The organism is Brevundimonas sp. NIBR10, assembly GCF_027912515.1.
In the GTDB taxonomy this organism is placed as follows: Bacteria; Pseudomonadota; Alphaproteobacteria; order Caulobacterales; family Caulobacteraceae; genus Brevundimonas.
Genome location: NZ_CP115464.1, coordinates 860,429 through 876,898 on the forward strand (window position 1 = coordinate 860,429; position 16,470 = coordinate 876,898).

General features: G+C 64.2%; 14 protein-coding genes. 6 read left to right on the top strand and 8 right to left on the bottom strand.

The window, feature by feature from the left end; translation table 11 throughout:
* Position 1: 1 nt before the first annotated feature.
* The gene (locus O5K39_RS04095; protein WP_271146014.1) at positions 2 to 1,486 is read left to right on the top strand and encodes an NAD-dependent succinate-semialdehyde dehydrogenase; all 1,485 of its coding nucleotides are present in this window, start codon (positions 2 to 4) and stop codon (positions 1,484 to 1,486) included.
* A gap of 54 nt (positions 1,487 to 1,540) precedes the next feature.
* On the opposite strand, the gene O5K39_RS04100 is transcribed toward O5K39_RS04095, so the two are convergent.
* The 4 genes from O5K39_RS04100 to O5K39_RS04115 all read right to left on the bottom strand — a co-directional run bounded on the left by O5K39_RS04100 (position 1,541) and on the right by O5K39_RS04115 (position 3,944).
* Positions 1,541 to 2,197, bottom strand: a complete 657-nt coding sequence (locus O5K39_RS04100; RefSeq protein WP_271146015.1) for an HAD family phosphatase — start codon at positions 2,195 to 2,197, stop codon at positions 1,541 to 1,543.
* 149 nt (positions 2,198 to 2,346) lie between these two features.
* Positions 2,347 to 2,517, bottom strand: coding sequence for a hypothetical protein (locus O5K39_RS04105; RefSeq protein ID WP_271146016.1), 171 nt, complete (start codon positions 2,515 to 2,517; stop codon positions 2,347 to 2,349).
* Positions 2,518 to 2,535: 18 nt separating this feature from the next.
* A complete protein-coding gene (locus tag O5K39_RS04110) occupies positions 2,536 to 3,027 on the bottom strand; it encodes a class I SAM-dependent methyltransferase (RefSeq protein ID WP_271146017.1) in 492 nt (163 codons plus the stop codon).
* Positions 3,024 to 3,944 carry an NAD(P)/FAD-dependent oxidoreductase gene (locus O5K39_RS04115; RefSeq protein WP_271146018.1) on the bottom strand — a complete coding sequence of 307 codons (921 nt, stop codon included), beginning with the start codon at positions 3,942 to 3,944 and terminating at the stop codon, positions 3,024 to 3,026. The genes O5K39_RS04110 and O5K39_RS04115 overlap by 4 nt, the downstream gene beginning before the upstream one ends.
* Positions 3,945 to 4,041: 97 nt before the next feature.
* Here O5K39_RS04115 and O5K39_RS04120 point away from each other — a divergent pair, with 97 nt between their 5' ends.
* Entirely contained in the window at positions 4,042 to 4,488 is a 447-nt protein-coding gene (locus O5K39_RS04120) for an Rrf2 family transcriptional regulator (RefSeq protein WP_271146019.1), read from the top strand.
* A 383-nt stretch (positions 4,489 to 4,871) separates the two neighbouring features.
* On the opposite strand, the gene O5K39_RS04125 is transcribed toward O5K39_RS04120, so the two are convergent.
* Positions 4,872 to 8,048 (bottom strand): cytochrome P450, encoded by a 3,177-nt coding sequence (locus O5K39_RS04125; RefSeq protein ID WP_271146020.1) that lies wholly within the window; start codon positions 8,046 to 8,048, stop codon positions 4,872 to 4,874.
* Positions 8,049 to 8,140: 92 nt separating this feature from the next.
* On the opposite strand from O5K39_RS04125, the gene O5K39_RS04130 reads away from it, so the two are divergent.
* On the top strand, positions 8,141 to 8,782 hold the full coding sequence (locus tag O5K39_RS04130; RefSeq protein ID WP_271146021.1) for a TetR family transcriptional regulator: 642 nt from the start codon (positions 8,141 to 8,143) through the stop codon (positions 8,780 to 8,782).
* A gap of 542 nt (positions 8,783 to 9,324) precedes the next feature.
* On the opposite strand, the gene O5K39_RS04135 is transcribed toward O5K39_RS04130, so the two are convergent.
* A complete protein-coding gene (locus O5K39_RS04135; protein ID WP_271146022.1) occupies positions 9,325 to 10,245 on the bottom strand; it encodes an AraC family transcriptional regulator in 921 nt (306 codons plus the stop codon).
* Positions 10,246 to 10,418: 173 nt separating this feature from the next.
* On the opposite strand from O5K39_RS04135, the gene O5K39_RS04140 reads away from it, so the two are divergent.
* Positions 10,419 to 11,378, top strand: a complete 960-nt coding sequence (locus tag O5K39_RS04140; protein ID WP_271146023.1) for an aldo/keto reductase — start codon at positions 10,419 to 10,421, stop codon at positions 11,376 to 11,378.
* Between the two features lie 589 nt (positions 11,379 to 11,967).
* On the opposite strand, the gene O5K39_RS04145 is transcribed toward O5K39_RS04140, so the two are convergent.
* Entirely contained in the window at positions 11,968 to 12,903 is a 936-nt protein-coding gene (locus O5K39_RS04145) for an AraC family transcriptional regulator (RefSeq protein WP_271146024.1), read from the bottom strand.
* 105 nt (positions 12,904 to 13,008) lie between these two features.
* Here O5K39_RS04145 and O5K39_RS04150 point away from each other — a divergent pair, with 105 nt between their 5' ends.
* Positions 13,009 to 13,899 carry an SDR family oxidoreductase gene (locus O5K39_RS04150; protein ID WP_271146025.1) on the top strand — a complete coding sequence of 297 codons (891 nt, stop codon included), beginning with the start codon at positions 13,009 to 13,011 and terminating at the stop codon, positions 13,897 to 13,899.
* A gap of 317 nt (positions 13,900 to 14,216) precedes the next feature.
* On the opposite strand, the gene O5K39_RS04155 is transcribed toward O5K39_RS04150, so the two are convergent.
* Positions 14,217 to 14,879: a TetR/AcrR family transcriptional regulator gene (locus tag O5K39_RS04155; RefSeq protein WP_271146026.1), complete on the bottom strand. Its 663-nt coding sequence runs from the start codon at positions 14,877 to 14,879 to the stop codon at positions 14,217 to 14,219.
* Positions 14,880 to 15,055: 176 nt separating this feature from the next.
* Here O5K39_RS04155 and O5K39_RS04160 point away from each other — a divergent pair, with 176 nt between their 5' ends.
* A complete protein-coding gene (locus O5K39_RS04160) occupies positions 15,056 to 15,934 on the top strand; it encodes an SDR family oxidoreductase (protein WP_271146027.1) in 879 nt (292 codons plus the stop codon).
* Positions 15,935 to 16,470 lie beyond the last annotated feature (536 nt).

The window sequence follows — 16,470 nt, forward strand, 5'->3', positions numbered from 1 at the left end:
CATGACGTCGTCTGACCTGTCGCCGCCCCGCCTGTCGGATCCCGGTCTTCTGTCTTCCCGGGCCCTGATCGGCGGGCGTTGGGCGGACGCCGGGAGCGGGGCCGTCTTCGACGTCGTCAACCCGGCGACGGGGGCGGTGATCGGCCGGGTCCCGGACATGGGCGTCGCCGAGACCCGCGAAGCCATCGCGGCTGCGGCCGCCGCCTTTCCGGCCTGGCGGCGCCGCACCGCCCTTGAGCGCGGACGCATCCTTCGGCGGATGTCGGAGCTGATGATCGCCAACGTAGAGGATCTCGCCCTGATCATGACCTGCGAGCAGGGCAAGCCGCTCGCGGAGAGTCGGGGAGAGATCGCCTATGCAGCGTCCTTTCTGGAATGGTTCGCCGAGGAGGGGCGCAGGGTTTATGGCGAGATCATCCCGCCCAACATCCCGGGGCGACGTATCCTGACGACCCGGGAGCCGATCGGCGTGTTCGCCGCGATCACGCCCTGGAACTTTCCCTCGGCCATGATCACCCGCAAGGCGGCCCCGGCCTGGGCTGCAGGCTGTACAGGGGTCATTCGCCCGGCCAACCAGACACCGCTTTCGGCGCTCGCCCTCGGCGTGCTGGCCGAGCGTGCGGGTCTGCCGGCCGGCGTGTGCAATATCGTGACGGGTGATCCGGTTGCGATCGGCGCCGAACTCACCGGCAGTGCAACGGTCCGCAAGGTCAGCTTCACCGGTTCCACCCGGGTCGGCGCTATCCTGCTTGCCCAGTGCGCGCCCACCATCAAGAAGACGAGCATGGAGCTCGGCGGCAACGCGCCGTTTATCGTCTTCGACGACGCCGATCTCGATCTGGCCGTTGAAGGCGCCATGGTCGCCAAATTCCGCAACGCCGGCCAGACCTGCGTCTGCGCCAACAGACTGCTGGTCCAGACCGGGGTTCACGACGCCTTCGTCGCGCGGCTGAAGGCCAGGGTCGAGGCCCTGGTCTGCGGCGACGGCCTGCAGGGCGGCGTCACCCAGGGCCCCCTGATTGACGCCGGAGCCGTTCACAAGGTCGCTAACTATGTTGAGGACGCGGTCTCGAAAGGCGCACGCTGCGTCGCGGGCGGGCGGCCTGTGCGTGAGGCCTGGTTCGAGCCGACCGTTCTCGTCGATACGCCGACCACGGCCTTGTGTTTCCGCGAGGAGATCTTCGGGCCTGTCGCGCCGATCTTCCGGTTCGAGACCGAAGAGGAGGCGATCGCCCTGGCGAACGACACCGAGTTCGGCCTGGCGAGCTATCTGTACACGTCCGATCTCGCTCGGGCCTTCCGGGTCGCCGAAGCCCTCGAATGCGGCATTGTCGGCGTCAACGAGGGCCTGATTTCCACCGAGGTCGCCCCGTTCGGTGGCGTGAAGTCCTCCGGCTTGGGGCGCGAAGGCTCCCGTCACGGGATCGAGGACTATCTGGAGATCAAATACATCGGCATCGGCGGGATCGGTCGACCGCTTGTCTGATCCGGACGGCGCCGGCGGACCACCAAGAGCCTTCCCTGACTATCTGTGCCACCATCAGTCGATCCAGTTAGCGATTTCCCTGTATGATTTTGCGATCCGATGGGCGCCGGCGTCCGAAAGCTGCTCGGCGTGGCCCTCGCGGATGTGCCCTCCTGCGCACAGCCCGATCACCATCATTCCTGCCGCCACGCCTGCACGAACCCCAATCGGACTGTCCTCGACCACGACTGTACTTGCGGGGTCCGTGTCGAAGGCCTGAGCAGCATGGAGGAAAAGATCGGGGTGGGGTTTACCCCGAGTGACATGAACTGCCGCGCTAAAGATTGGACCCATTTGATCCGTCAATCCGAAGCGAGCCAGACCCAGTTCAATCCAATCAGGCGGGCTGGACGAAGCAATGCACCGAGGCTGCGCCAGTCCTTTGACAAAATCGAGCAGACCTTGGACGGGGGTCAGCATGTTCTCGGCTCGCTCATGGCATAGCCTGGTCCAATCAACGACGACGCTATCGGGACAAGATCGCCCGAGCTGCTCTTCTACCATTGGACGGCAATCCAGCCATCGCTTGCCCATGTAGCGGGCAATGGCTTGATCTGTGGTCGTGGGCAGGCCGATGCCGGTTAGAACCTCTGCCATTGCGGCGTTGTTTAGCAACTCGCTGTCGGCGATGACGCCATCGTAGTCGAAGATGATGAGTTCAGGACGTCGCATGGCTGTTGATGCCAGATCAAAGGGGCCCTTGAAATGCCGCCCGTTCCCAATGGTCGCGGGGCACGCAGGTCTGCATCCCGCCGATAGGGGGTCAGCCAACGGGTCTGATTTGGGGTTATTGGGGCTCAGCCTGCTCGATCAGGATCCTGTCATGCCCGTCTCGCGTGCCAGCCCCGAATGAGGATCGACTGGAAGAAGGGCACCGGTACGGCGAAGCCAGCATCACGCCAAAGCGCCTCGGTGTCCTCGGGCGGTAGTACCGTCAGGGCTCCACGCAGCCCCTCTTCCAGCCGGGCCAGCCCGTCGTCGGATACGCCCATCAGCGCCTGAATCTTTTTTCAGTCCTCAAGAGCCATCGGGAATGCGGCGTCGTTCAGATCCGTGCTGATTTCCGCGCTGAGGTAGCATCCCCCCGGTCTCAGATGGTCGTGTATGGCGCGATAGAATCCGGGACGTTCTTCTCGCTGGACGAAGTGGGCGACGAGCAGACTGACCACGCCATCGAAGGCCAGGTCTGGAGCAAGATCCTGGACATAGCCGTGCTGCAAGCGTGCGCGATTGGACAGCCCCGCGCGGTCCAGCCGGCGCCGGCAGACGTCGAGCATTTCCAGAGAGGGGTCGACGCCGACAAAAGACCAGTCTGGAAAGGCGTGGGCCAGCGACAGGATTTCGGCTCCCGTCCCCACGCCTACACAAAGGATCCTGGCGTCGGCCGGAAGCCCGGCGAGCACCAGTTGAGTGAGGAAATGCAGGTTGTCGGTGATGGGGGACAAACGGCTGTTGCGCTCATCATACGCGGCGGCCATGTCCCGATTGAAGAAGTCGCTCACGAGCGCAGTCCTCCAGTGGCCTTTGCCATCACCAGAGACCGGTGCGTCGCCACGCCCGCGGTCACGCCGGCCGCAGAGGCGAGGGTCGCGTTGAACATGGCCGTCGCAGCGTCCCCGGCGGCGAACACGCCCGGGACTGTCGTCTGCTGCATCGCATCCACCTGGATGTGCGCGCCGGTCACGCCGTCGACGAAGCCGCATCCGAGTTGCTCGGCCAGGGGACTGGCGACGCGCGTCTTCGGGGTCGTGAAGGCGACCTCGGTCGGAACGTCGCGCCCGTCGGCCAGACGCACGGCGGAAAGGCCGGCGCCGACGCCGAGCAACTCCACCACCGGGCTCCGCTCGATCGCCACGCCCCGCGCGGCCAGCAAGGCCGCGTCTTCCGGCGTCGGTTCGAACACGCCCTGGGTGTAGAAGGTCGTCGGTCCCCAGTCCGGGAGGATGATCGCCTGATGGACGGCGACCGGGACATTGGCGATGGCGGCGATCCGACGATCCTGCACTTCGTAACCGTGGCAGTAGGGGCAGTGAAGAACGCTGACGCCCCATCGCGCTTGCATCGATGACAGGGGCAGGGTGTCGATCACTCCCGTCGCGAGGATCAGCCGGGCGCCCGTGACCGCCGCTCCGTTCGTCAGGCGGAGTTCGAAACCACCGTCGACGGCGCAGGCGTCCAGAGCTTCGTGCCGGACGACATCGACCGTAGGGTAGGCCGCCAGCTGTTCGAAGCCGCGGCGCATGATCTCGGCCGGTGCGACTCCGTCCTGACCGAGGAAGCCGTGGGATGTTGCGGCGAACCGGTTCCGGAGGCGGCCTGCGTCTATGAGCAGCAAGCGTCGACGCGCGCGCGCCAGCTGCATTGCCGCCGACAGGCCAGCGAACCCGCCGCCTACAACCACAACCTCATAATCGGACATCGATGGCTCTCGTAACTTTTATTGTTGCGAGACAATAGCTCCGCATGTCGCTTACGCAACTCTGTTTGTTTCCTGAAGCGAGCGCTATATCTCGAGGATGCCCAGCGACAGCCGTCTTTCCCGGATGCTTCACGTTCTGATCCACATGGAGCGCCATCGAGGCCCCGTCACGTCAGACGTCATCGCCCGCATGCTCAACACCAATCCGGTCGTTGTCCGCCGCACGATGTCCGGGTTGAAGGACGCCGGCTACCTGCATTCCGAGAAAGGCCATGGCGGTGGCTGGTCCCTGGCGCGCCCGCTTGATGCAATCACCCTGCGCGACATCCACGAAGCGCTCGGCAGTCCTCGCGTCTTCGCTATCGGCCTGTCGGATGACGATCCCAGATGTCTCGTCGAGAGGGCGGTCAACGCCGCCCTCGCCGAGGCGATGGACACCGCCGAGCAGCAGCTTCTGGTCCGCTTCGCCGAGGTCACCATCGGGGCGCTCGCCGCAGAGGTCATTCCCGGAATGGACGCCGCGGGCGCGCCTCGCCCTGGCTGACCAGGGCCGGAACGCCGGGCGATGTTCGCTTTCGGGCTCGCGATGGTCAGGCCAGGTTCACGGGAGGCTGCGCGCGGCGCGCCCGGCCTCTGCGGTAAACGGTTTGAGACGACCGGCGTCTGGAAGCCGTACACGTGGCCGCGCTCGTCAGCTCATGGCCGCCCCCAACGCCGACCGCATACCCTGGAAAAGGCAGATTCAGATTTCGCTCCAAACCCCGGAAATTAATTCTCTATCTCAGGGGGGTAGAGATTTTTGCTCAAACTGCTGCCGCCAAGACCCGTTGTGGAAGGCTCATGGACGCAGCAAGGCCGCAAACCCGGGCGGGGAAGGACAGTCACGTCTTCTAGGTCCCACGCCCGTCCGCCTGTGCACCTCCGCGGTCAAGCGAACACATCAGCGACATATCTGCCGTGCTCGCGTTCGATCTCATCCGCCCAATGGTCGGCTTCGGATTCCGTGGCGCCGGTTGTCTCCCGATAGATGCGGATGAGTGTCTCGCGCACAGCCGGGGCCATCTGTCTGCCGTCGCCGCAAACGAAGACGGTCGCGCCGCTCTTGAACAACTCCGCGATGCGCTCGCGCGCCGCCCAGACGCGATGCTGCACGAACTTGACGTCGTGTTCGGGCTGGAGGCTGAAGGCGGGCAGCACCTCCACGACGCCGTCGCGCTCCCATTCAGACAACTCGTCATGATAGAGATAGTCGACGTCGGGGTGGTTTGTCCCGAACAACAGCAGCGATGGCCCGATCTCCTGCCCGCCGGCCTTCTGTGCCGCGCGGTCCTGCAGGAAGCCGCGAAACGGGGCGATGCCAGAGCCTGCACAGATCATGATCATCGGCGTTTTCGGGTCGGCCGGCGGATGGAAACGGGCATTTGAGGGCCGCACGGCGATTGAGACGCGGTCGCCCGGCTCCAGCGAAGCAAGGTAGCTGGAAGCCACGCCCTGATAGCGACCATGCCCCGACAGGGCTGGCGCGTCGACCACAGCCACCGTCAGCGTGACGGCGTCCGGCTTCCAAAGGGGTGAGGAGGAGATCGAGTATTGCCGCGCCTTCATCGGCGGCAGCATGGAAAGGTAGCCCGCGAAGTCGAGCTCACACGCCTGGAAGCGGTCGAGCAGGTCGATGACGCTCAGGCGCTTTCCAAGCACCTCGTCCTCGTATGTCTCCTGGGCCAACCTATCGAGCGGGAGCTTTTCCGGCGGGCAGCGGGTGGCGGCGGCAAGGGTCGCGACCTGTGCCCGGGTGGCGGGCTGTGCAAGCTCGACATAGCTTTCGAGCAGGTCGCCGCACGCAACCGGATGGCCCGTAGGCAGGCCGGTGGCTCCCGAGGCGCCCGAGATGACGATCTGGGTGTCGTGAGATAGCCCGAAGCGACGCAGCACGCGGTCGACGAGGCTGGCCGGATTGCGCGCCAGAACGGCGAGATAGTCGCCGGCCTGATAGCTCATGCCCTCGGGCAGCGAGAAGGCGATGTGGCGCTTGGAGCGGGCATCGGTCGCGCTCATGTCGACCAGTTCCCGGTTCTCGATCACAACGCCCTGTTTGAGATCGCCAAGCCGAAGCATGCTTTCGCGCCCGCCCCGGACGAAAGACACTTCCAGCTTGCTGGCGGTTTCGAGGGACACAGCTTCCTTGCCGAAGGCTTGGGAGGCGGCTGGCCAGAACGTGGCATACCATTCGTCGAAGGCGCCGAAAAAATCGCCGCCCGAATCCGCTTCGCCGCGAACGGCGATGCGCACGCCTCCGGCTTTTTCGAGGGCGGCGTCGACGCGCTTGGGGATCGCCTGATAGGTCCGCGCCCATTGGCGGTTGCCGCAGCCAAAGACCGCGAACCTGACGCCGGAAAGGTCATCGGCGTTCAGCGCCTCGACATTGGCGACAAACTGGCGGGCATTGTCCGGCGGCTGGCCTTCGTAGGAGGCGGTGACGACGACCAGTGCGCCGTTCTTCGGCAGATTGCCGGCAAAATCGTCCATCGGCGCGGCGGTCGCGGCGAAGCCATGTCCGGCCGCTTCGCCTGCGATGCGGTTGGCAAAGGCTTCCGAGGAGCCTGTATTGGAGCCGTAGAGGACCAGGAGACGTGGCGCATCGGCGTCCAGCGTCTTGTCGGCTGCGGCCGGCGGCGTGAGCACCGGCAACTCGCGCGTAATCGACCCGCCTCGGGCCAGCGTGGCCGAGGAGCGACGCGCCCGTGCCCGGATCTTCAGGTTCTCGGGTTTGAGTGTCAGCGTTTCATGCACCTTGAGCTGGTAGGACGGATCGTCGAACACGAAGTCGAAGCGCTGGAGCATCATCGCCAGAACCAGCTGCGCCTCCTGCATGGCGAAGGGACGGCCGATGCAGGCGCGAGCGCCGCTGCCGAACGGCTTCCAGGCGTTTGGCGGCAGCTTCTCGGCATTCTCCGGCGCGAAACGCTCCGGGCGAAATGTCTCCGGCTCCTCCCAGACCTTGGGATCGCGGTGCAGCATCGGTTCGAGGATCAGCACCGTATCCTCCGTCGTCAGCGGATACTTGCCGGCCAGTATCATGTCCTCCAGCGGCTTCACGCCGAACACGGCCGCCGTCGGCCAGAGGCGCAGGCTCTCCATCAAAATCTGCTCGATATAGCGTAGCTGGGCCAGATGCTCGATGCGGGGCATCTCGTCCCCCAGCACGTCATCGACAATGGCGCGGGCCTTCTGCAGGGCCTCGGGATTCTTGAGCAGCAAATAGGTCGCGAAGGACAGAAGGCCACTGGTCGTCTCGTGCCCGGCGATCAGGAAGGTGATCATCTGATAGCCGATGTTCTCGTCGCTGAGCTTTTCCCCGGTCTCCGGATCGACGCCATCCAGCATCAGGTTGAGCAGGTCCTTTTTCTCGGCGCCCTTCGGGTCCCGCCGACGCTCGTCTATCAACTGTCTGGCGACGCCGTGCATCAGGTCGGCGTCGGCCTGATACTGCCGGGCGGTCGACAGCATCAGGTTGCTTACCAGCTTCGGCCGACGCGACCGCTGCCCACTCTCACTCAGCGCGCCCACCATCGCGCCGACGAAAGGGTGCATTTCGTCCTGGTAGAAACTGTTGAAGCGGTAGTCGAAGGCGCAAAGCGCGATCGTATCCAGCGTCAGGCGGGTCATATTGTCCGGCACATCAATTACCGTGCCCGGGCCGAAGCGCTCCCAGCGCACGAACATCTGGTCGGCGATATCGAGCATCTGGTCGAACATGCCGCGCACGCCGATGGGGCCGAAGGCGGGCATCAGGATGCGGTGCGCCTTGGCCCAGTTAGGCTCTTCGCTATAGGCGGTGAACAACCCGTCCTTTGCGAAGGCGCGGATCTCTTCGAGCGGCGGATGGACGCGCTTGTTGAACCGGGATTCGTCGCACAACTCGTTGACCAGTTCCTGCGAGCTGGCGATGTACACCGTGCGATCGAATATCTGCATCTTGAAGAACGGGCCGTACTTGCGAGAAAGCTCCATGAAACCCTGGACCGGCGCCCGAGCGTCGATCTGGGCGAGGTTGCCGACGATCAGCTTCACGGGAGGCTGGGGAACATTCTGCTGGCTGGACATGGGCTCTCCTCAAGAAGCGGGTCGGATTGACGGGACAGTCAGCTCGTTATAATTTACGAACGTAAAATAGATACCAGAAGCGGATTTGTAAAGTGCCTGTCGCGAACCCACGCCATCCGCGAGAAGATGACCCGCGTTTCCAGCGCAGCCTGAAGGCGCTTCACGTCGCCCTTCTCGAACTGGTCGACGCGCAGCCGGTGGAAGAGATTTCGATCACCGCGCTGGTCCAGGCGGCGGGGGTGACCCGGCCGACATTTTACCAGCATTTCGCTGATATTCCTGACGCTGCGCGCCGGGTAGCGCTGGCGCGTCTGGACGAAGCCTTCCCGATACCCGAGCCGTTTCCGGAGCAACTCGAGATCACCGCGCCGACCATCGTTGGGCATGTGGCAGAGGTAGCGTTGCCTGTGATTGAGCATCTGCACGGACACCGGTCATTCTACCTGCGGGTGCTCGACGGAGCCGGCAATGCGGCGTTTTTCGAAGAGATCGTCTCGTTCCTCTCCGGGCGCTTCCTGCCTGACGCCTTCGAATTGGCCGCCCGCCGCCAGGCGGCTCGCAAGAGCGATCTCATGGCGGTCATGGCCGGCGGAGCGATGTGGCTCATGGTGCGCTGGCTACGTCACGACAGGCCCACCGAGACAGCCGGGGAAATGGCGCAACGGATCGCCGCCGTGGCCGCCACGATGGTCGCGGCCCCGGAAAGGGAGACCCCCGACGAGACACGCTCATGAGACAGCGGCAACCGCCAAGGCGCTATCCTCACCTCCGCAGATCGTCTGCGGCGTCGGTATTTGAACGGATAGCAAGTTTGGGCGGGTGCGAGAGGATCGCGAGCGCAAGGGGTGGCCAAAGACACGGCGTTGAAGCCGGTCAGCGCACCTTGGCCATCCGGGCTGTGGAAGGAGCCCGGCGTCGAGACGTTTGTCCTCGTCAATCGGGTCTCACGAATCCCCTGCCTCGCGGACCGTAGCGATAGCATTCTCATCGTCATCTAGCTTCGCTTTCGCGCGTGGCTCTCAGGCCATGCTCCCGGCTGGATCAAGACTTCAGCGACGAGACGTCGACCGGATGTCTCAATCCCGCTATTCAGCCGCTTCTCGTACGGGGCGGAGCCCGACGCCGCACCGCGCGCCCCTTCCCTGGACGCCTGCCTCTGCACCGCTTTTTGCGCAGGGGCCAAGGATGGAAACGGCCAGACATCCGGTTGCCTATAGGGTTAATCCGGGGTGACTCCGTGCAGGACGAAACCCTTCCGCCGCTTGGCCAGTTGAGCTCAGGAGACCACAGCCAAGCCCGGCGAAGCGCGCAATCGGGAGATGTCGCGCGCGGGCGGTTCCCCAAAATGTCGTCGATATTCGCGACTGAACTGCGAAGGACTTTCGTAACCCACACGGAGGGCGGCCGTCGCGACGTCGATGTCCTCGATCAGCATCAGGCTGCGCGCGTCCTGTAGCCGGAGCTGCTTCTGGAATTGCAGCGGGGTCATCGCTGTCACGGCGCGAAAATGCTCGTGCAGGCCTGACGGGCTCATGCCCACTTCCGCAGCAAGCCGGTCGATGCTGAACCGTTCCCGGAAGTGCTTCCCGATCCAGGCGATGGCGCGGCCGACCTGGGCCACCCGACCTTGACTGGAGGTGATGTGGCGCATTCTGGCGCCGTTCGGGCCGGCGAGCAGGCGATAGAGAATTTCCTGCTCGGCAAGCGGTCCGAGAACGGCCAAAGCGACCGGATCGTCGAGAAGTCGCAGCAGGCGCAGCGAGGCCTCGAGCAGGCCGCCGCCTGCGTCGGATACTGTCTTGCCTATGGGCTGGGCAGGTGTTCCCGGGGGCGGAGGCACGCGCAACGCCAACTGCCCCAGCATGATCGGATCGAAGTCGAGGAACAGGCAGAGGTATGGCTTGTCTGGCGTCGCTTCGACGACATAGCCGGTCACCGGCAGGTCGTAGGTCACGATCCCATAGCGGCCCGGTGCATATCGAAACACGTGGTCGCCCAGCGTGACCTCCTTTTGCCCCTGCGCGACCAGGCACATTTGCGGGCGGTAAACATTCGGCATCGGCATGGTCACCGTCGAGGATCGCGCAAGCGTCAACCCCGCGATCGGGGTGGCGTGGAAGCCGTCCCTCGAGGCGTGCCGGGCAATTAAGGAAGCGATTTCTCTAGTGGTTTCCAAATTTCTGGGCGGAATACTCATCAGGCGAACTATCGCATGGGTGCGACCAGAACGCGATGAGTGCGATGTGCGATATCTGGAGGATCGTGCAGTAATGCCGGTGCATCGGGCTGATGGTTCGGCGTCGCCGCGCATCATGATGTCAGCGCTCATGGGTCACAGCGGCCGAGCGGCGGAACAAACAAGGTGCGAACATGACAAGCGATAATCTGAACCTTCCCAGGATCGCACTGGGAACCTGGGCCTGGGGCGATAGCGGGGAGACTGGCGACGGTTATTTCGGCAGTTCCTTGACTCGAGTTGGCCTGCAAGAGATCGCAGACAAGGCGCACGCGGCTGGCTTCGCCCTGTGGGATACTGCCGTGGTCTACGGGATGGGCCGTTCAGAAACTGTACTTGGAGAGGTCCTGAAGCGCTTTGCGCGCAGCGACTACCAGCTCTCGACGAAATTCACCCCACAGGCTGCCGGGGCCGGCGATGATCCGATGGGCGACATGCTGGAGCAGAGTCTGGCGCGCCTCGGCGCCGATAGCGTAGACCTCTACTGGATACATAACCCGGCCGATGTCGCGCGGTGGACTCCCCGCCTGATCCCGTTGCTGAGGAGCGGGAAGGTCAAGCATGTCGGCGTCTCGAATCATAACCTGGGCGAGATCGGGCTCGCCAATCAGATTCTCGGAGAAGCCGGGTTCAGGATCGAAGCCGTCCAAAACCATTACAGCCTTCTCTACCGCAGCTCGGAGAATGCCGGCATCCTCGACTATTGCCGCAACCAAGGCATTCCGTTCTTCGCCTATATGGTGCTCGAACAGGGCGCCCTGAGCGGCAAATACAGCCGCGAAAACCCGTTGCCGGAAGGCAGCGACCGGGCGAAGATCTACAATGGCATCCTGCCGCAGCTGCAGGTGCTAACGGACAAACTCGCCGCGATCGGGCAGAACCACGGTGCGGCAGCGCCCGATGTCGCGGTAGCCTGGGCCATCGCCAAGGGCGCGACGCCGATCATTGGTGTGACCAAGCCCTCTCACGTCGATGCTCTGGTCCGCGCGACCCGCCTTTCCCTCTCCAGCGAAGATATTGCGGAGTTGGAAGCTCTCGCCGACGCCACGAACCTGAACACCCGAGGCTGGTGGGAAAAGGATATGCAAGTCTGAACGGCTCACGGCGCGGCGCACCTTGGATAGAGGGTGCGACCTTGCTCGGAGGGCGCTGCTGTTTTTCGGCCAGATCGCGCCGAAGACATCGACCTTTCAGGTCATCCCGGATCTAGCGCTCCGGCTTTCCTGGTGCGCTATGTCCGGTTGGGCCATGTCGATGCCGTTCTTCGACTGCGCAGTGCTGTTGCTCAGGCAAGGCAGTTCGGTCTGCCGCCGGTTATAGAGTGCGGGGATGGTCGTCGTTCGCCGAGGCGAAGGCGACAACGTCGGGCGCTCTGTCGCTCGCCTTGTCCCAAGGTGAAGCCCTTCGCCTCCAGGCGGCAAAGGCCGTCCCGGCCACGATGTCACAGTTCACTTGCAGGCCGGATTTCGTTGGGCGCGCCGGCGTCGGAGGGCGCCAACGCGCCCGTGCGCATCTGCGCGGCCCCTCTCTTACCCTGGCAGCCGGCGCGCGAGGGCTTGCCGCAGTGGTGCTGCCCGCGGTGGGGCATATTGCGCAGGAGCGTCGAAAGACTTTGCAAGGCGTTATGCGCGCTGAAATGCGACGGGTTCAGTGCGATCTCGTCGGGGACGGTCGAGCCATCCCTTAAACCCAAGCGGCCCCCAAGACTCTTGGTTTCTGTTGTCGACGACCGTATTGCCGCGGCGAGCAGTGCATCACCCGCTTGAACGCCGTGCTGAAGGACTTCTCGGATTCATAGCCGAGCGCCGATCCGATTTCGGCAAGCGACTGCCGTGAGGTGGTCAATCGGTCTGCCGCCTGCAACATGCGCCAGCGGGTCAGGTACTCGATAGGGGTGATGCCGACCACCTCTTTGAAGGTCACCGCGAAAGCGGTGCGCGACATCCCCGCCACCTTGGCAAGGCTCTGGAGCGTCCACCGCTGTCCCGGCTCCCCGTGCATCCCGGCGATGGCCGCGCGCAACCGCTTGTCTGCGAGCGCGACGAGCCATCCAGCGCCTTCAGGCGGCCGTTCGGAAAGATAAAGCCGGAGCACCTGCACGAGCACGATCGTTGCCAGTTGCTGAGCGACAATGAAATCGCCGGGCTGGCCTTCGACAAGCTCTTGCCGCATGCGCTCGACGCACCAGCGTAAGGTCGCGCTGCCGGGCTCGTCACGGATGTGCAGCAGCGGCGGGAGGGCGTTCACAATAAACTCGGAGTGCCCGTCCAACAGCGTGAAATAGCCGCCGATGCTCAGATAATCCCCGCCGCCATTGTAGCTACGGATGCCGCCGTTGGGCTGTGGCGACACAATCGAGCTTACGGGCAGAGGCTCTACGGAGAGATCACTCGCAATGCGGAACGGCCGCCCCCGGGGAAGCAAATAACATTCGCCAGCGCTTACCTGCGTCGGCAGTTCGCCATCGACCCACACCCAGCACGACCCGGTCAATACGGCGTGGAACTTGATTCCCTCATGCGGCCCGAAACTGATCGCCCAGTCTCCGCCCGCATCAAAGCCCCCCGACACGTAGCTGCGGAGCTTGAGGAGCGCGAGCACGTCAGAGAGTGGGTCCATCTGATGAGATTCTGAACGATCAACAACGCTATCGGTGCTTTATGGCATGGCTAGTTCCGTGGTGACGACCGAATTTGGGGAGGGGTCAGAAGAGGGACAAATGCCATGCGCATATTCGTGACAGGCGCCACAGGATGGGTCGGCTCCGCCGTAGTTGAGGATCTCATCGCCGAAGGGCATCAGGTTTCCGGGCTCGCCCGTTCGCCTGCGGCCGCCGAAAAGCTCGGCCTCGCTGGCGCGCGGGCGGTCCCCGGCTCGGTTGAAGATGTTGAGGTGTTGCGGGATGCCGTGCGGGCGGCCGATGCAGTGATCCACACCGCCTTCAACCACGACTGGTCGCGCTTCGCCGAAAATTGCGCGGCCGACAAGCGCGCGATCGAGGTGTTGGGCGCGGAACTGAACGGGTCCTCCCGGCCGCTGATCGCCACCTCGGGCGTCGCTCTACTTGCACCCGGTCGCCTGGCCTGCGAGTGCGATGTGGCGCCGCCGGTGACGGAGAGTTTTCCGCGCGCATCCGAGGCCGTCGTCGAAGAGCTTCGCAGTTGCGGCGTCCATGCAACAACGGTGCGTCTTGCTCCGTCGGTGCACGGCGTCGGCGACCGTGGCTTCGTGCCGCGTCTCGCCGGGATCGCCCGCGACAAGGGTGTGTCCGCCTATATAGGCGCTGGGCAGAACCGCTGGCCGGCGGTGCATCGGCTCGACGCCGCGCGGGTCTTTCGGCTCGCTCTGAATCACACCGGTGACGGACCGTTCCATGCCGTCGCCGAACAGGGCGTGTCGTTAAAGGACATCGCCCAGGCGATCGCGCACCGGTTCGACCTGCCCCTGGTCTCTATACCGGCCGGCGCCGCCGGCGAGCATTTCGGATGGTTCGCGCCGTTCGCGAGCCTCGACACGCCGACGAACAGCGACCGGACGCGCGCGATCCTGGATTGGAAACCCGAGCAGCCTTGCCTCCTTGCTGACCTTGGACAGCCAGATTACTTCGTGTTCTGACGGGCAGGCATTCACATGACATCCAGGATGGAATGCGGGCTTTGGCTACAAGCGCCACGGGCTCCGGAGCGTTCGCGAGTTCGTTGAGGCAGGTCATCAGAACGGTGGGCTCCCTCGGCGGAGGCTGTCGCACGGCTCAAACCCGCCGGCGTGACGCCTGGCGACGCGCTGGAGAACATGGAAGACGTGAGCCGGGCGGCGGCTTTAGCGGAGGGCGTCATCCACATGGGGCGCGCGGCGGGTCTAACCTGCCCAAGCAGACGCAGCCGGGCGCCGCCCGTCGCTCCCCGGCCATCACTTCCATGCTGATGGAAGTCCTAAACGGCGGAAAGGCGGTCCAGCAACTCCCCAAGTAGAAGCCGCTCTCCGGGTGTCAGCCCGCCCGCTTCACCAAGGCGATTGGCGAGCGCCACAGCGAGGGGGGCGATGCCGGCATCGCGTGGATGCATTGGCCCCCCTGCGACAATCGCGGCCAACACCGCGTCACATGCTGAGGTGGCAAGTTGCGAATCCCGCATGTTGACCGGCGTGGCGAGCAGCGTGGCGACCGTCCCTACCCCTGCAGCATGGATCAGGGCCACCGCCCTTTCCACGGGCATCCTCAGCTGGCCCTTTCGCGCGATGCGCTGGACTCGCTCGCGCAGGATCGAGATACCGGTGAGCATGGCTGGCGGCGCCGGTCCAGGCGCTCCGATCTCGTTCATGATAGCGAACACTGCGGGGTTGGCGAGGCCGAACGCGACAAATCCGTCCCAAGCGTTGCGTAGGTCTTGCACCGGATCGGGATGGAGTTTGGCTGACGCTTTCTGTGCGACAAAGGGCGCCAGGCCGCGCTCCGCCACAGCATTGAGCAGCCCCCGTTTCTCGCCGAACAGGCGGTATAACGCAGGGGGCTGCACGGAAGCGGCCGCGGCGACGGCCCGGGTTGTAAGCGCCGCGATGCCGCCCTGGACTATCAGTTTGGACGCGGCGTCGAGCACGCGCTCGCGTGTGTCCTGTGTTGTTGCGTGTCGATCCGAACCACCAGCCATGAGGCACGATATCATTGATCGCCTTTGGGTGATATCGCCGGCATATATAGGCTATCGTTGATAATGCCTGTGTGTTATCAACGATACAAATTTGGGTCGGTTGGGCATAACGAAGGGGGTCAGCGATGATCGTGGTGACTGGAGCGACAGGACAACTGGGTCGGGGCGTAGTCGAGGGCTTGCTGGACCGCGGCCAGGCGGGCGAGATCATTGCCAGCGTGCGGGACGCCACCAAGGCGACCGACCTCGCCGCCAGGGGCGTTGAGGTCCGTGTCGGTGACTTTTCCGATCCGGCAAGCCTTGAAGCCGCTTTCCGTGGCGCAAGCCAGGTTCTGGTGATCTCGGCCGACAAGCTCGGCGACGAAGCGCTGCGGCTGCACCGCAACGCGATCGACGCCGCCCGCAACGCCGGTGTCTGCCGTCGTATCCTCTATACGAGCCATATGGGCGCGCGCGCCGGTTCGCCTTTCCTTGCAGCCGATCAACACGCTGGAACCGAGGCGGACCTTGCGGCCAGCGGAGTCGCTTACACCGCGCTCCGACACGGATTTTATGCCGAAAGTTGCCTCTATATGATCGGGGATGGACTGCGCAGCGGCGAGTTGCGCGTACCCGAGGACGGACCGATTAGTTGGACGGCGCGCGCCGATTTGGCGGCCGCCGACGCGGCCATCCTGATGAACGAAGGCGCATGGGACGGCGTGACGCCCCCATTGACGGCTAGCGAAGCCGTGACCATGGCGGAGATCGCGTCCATCGCATCGGAGGTGACCGGACGTGAAGTTCGCCACGTCACCGTTACGGACGAGGCTTGGCGGAATGGGAAGATTGCCGATGGTATGCCTGCCATCTATGCCGAGATGCTGCTGGGCACATTCCGTGCTGCTCGCCGTGGCGATTTCTCCACCACCGATGCGACCCTGGAACGCCTGCTCGGTCGAGCACCACACACCATGCGCGACGTGCTTACCGTCACCCTTTGTGAACGAAACGATCAGCACTGACCCAAGGAAAAAGCTTGAAGGTCGTGCTGCATTCTCATGTGGGGAGGCAGCGGCAACGCCGGCGTCGAGACAGTCAATCGGCTTTCACCTTCCGCGCTTGTTAGAGCCCACGGTGGCGACGTGCACTTGGGGACGGGAGACTGGTTGACCGCCGAGGTCCGGCTACCTCTCGCAGCCGTCTAGAATCGGGCGCTTGCTGCTACGAGATCGCCGTCCGTCCGGAGCGGCTTCTTTGAACAGCGCTAGCGTCGGCCGAGGTGAACAGCAGGGGCCCGGCTTATATCATCAGCAGGCCCACACCGTCTGCGAATGTGGCCGATTTTATGGAGGAGAGCGGTGGCCGGAAGGGAGCGATGAGACAGGCGGCGATAAGGCCGGCGAGATTGCGTCGCCAGAAACAGGAGAGCGCAAACAGTTACTCGAGCTTGCGCGCCAGGACGTCGTTCTGGCGGGTCATGCCCCTCAAGATGAAGAACGGCCAAAAGCCAACCGGTGCAAACAGCCCTCGCCGCCTGGGCTCGACGACGACGGGCGGG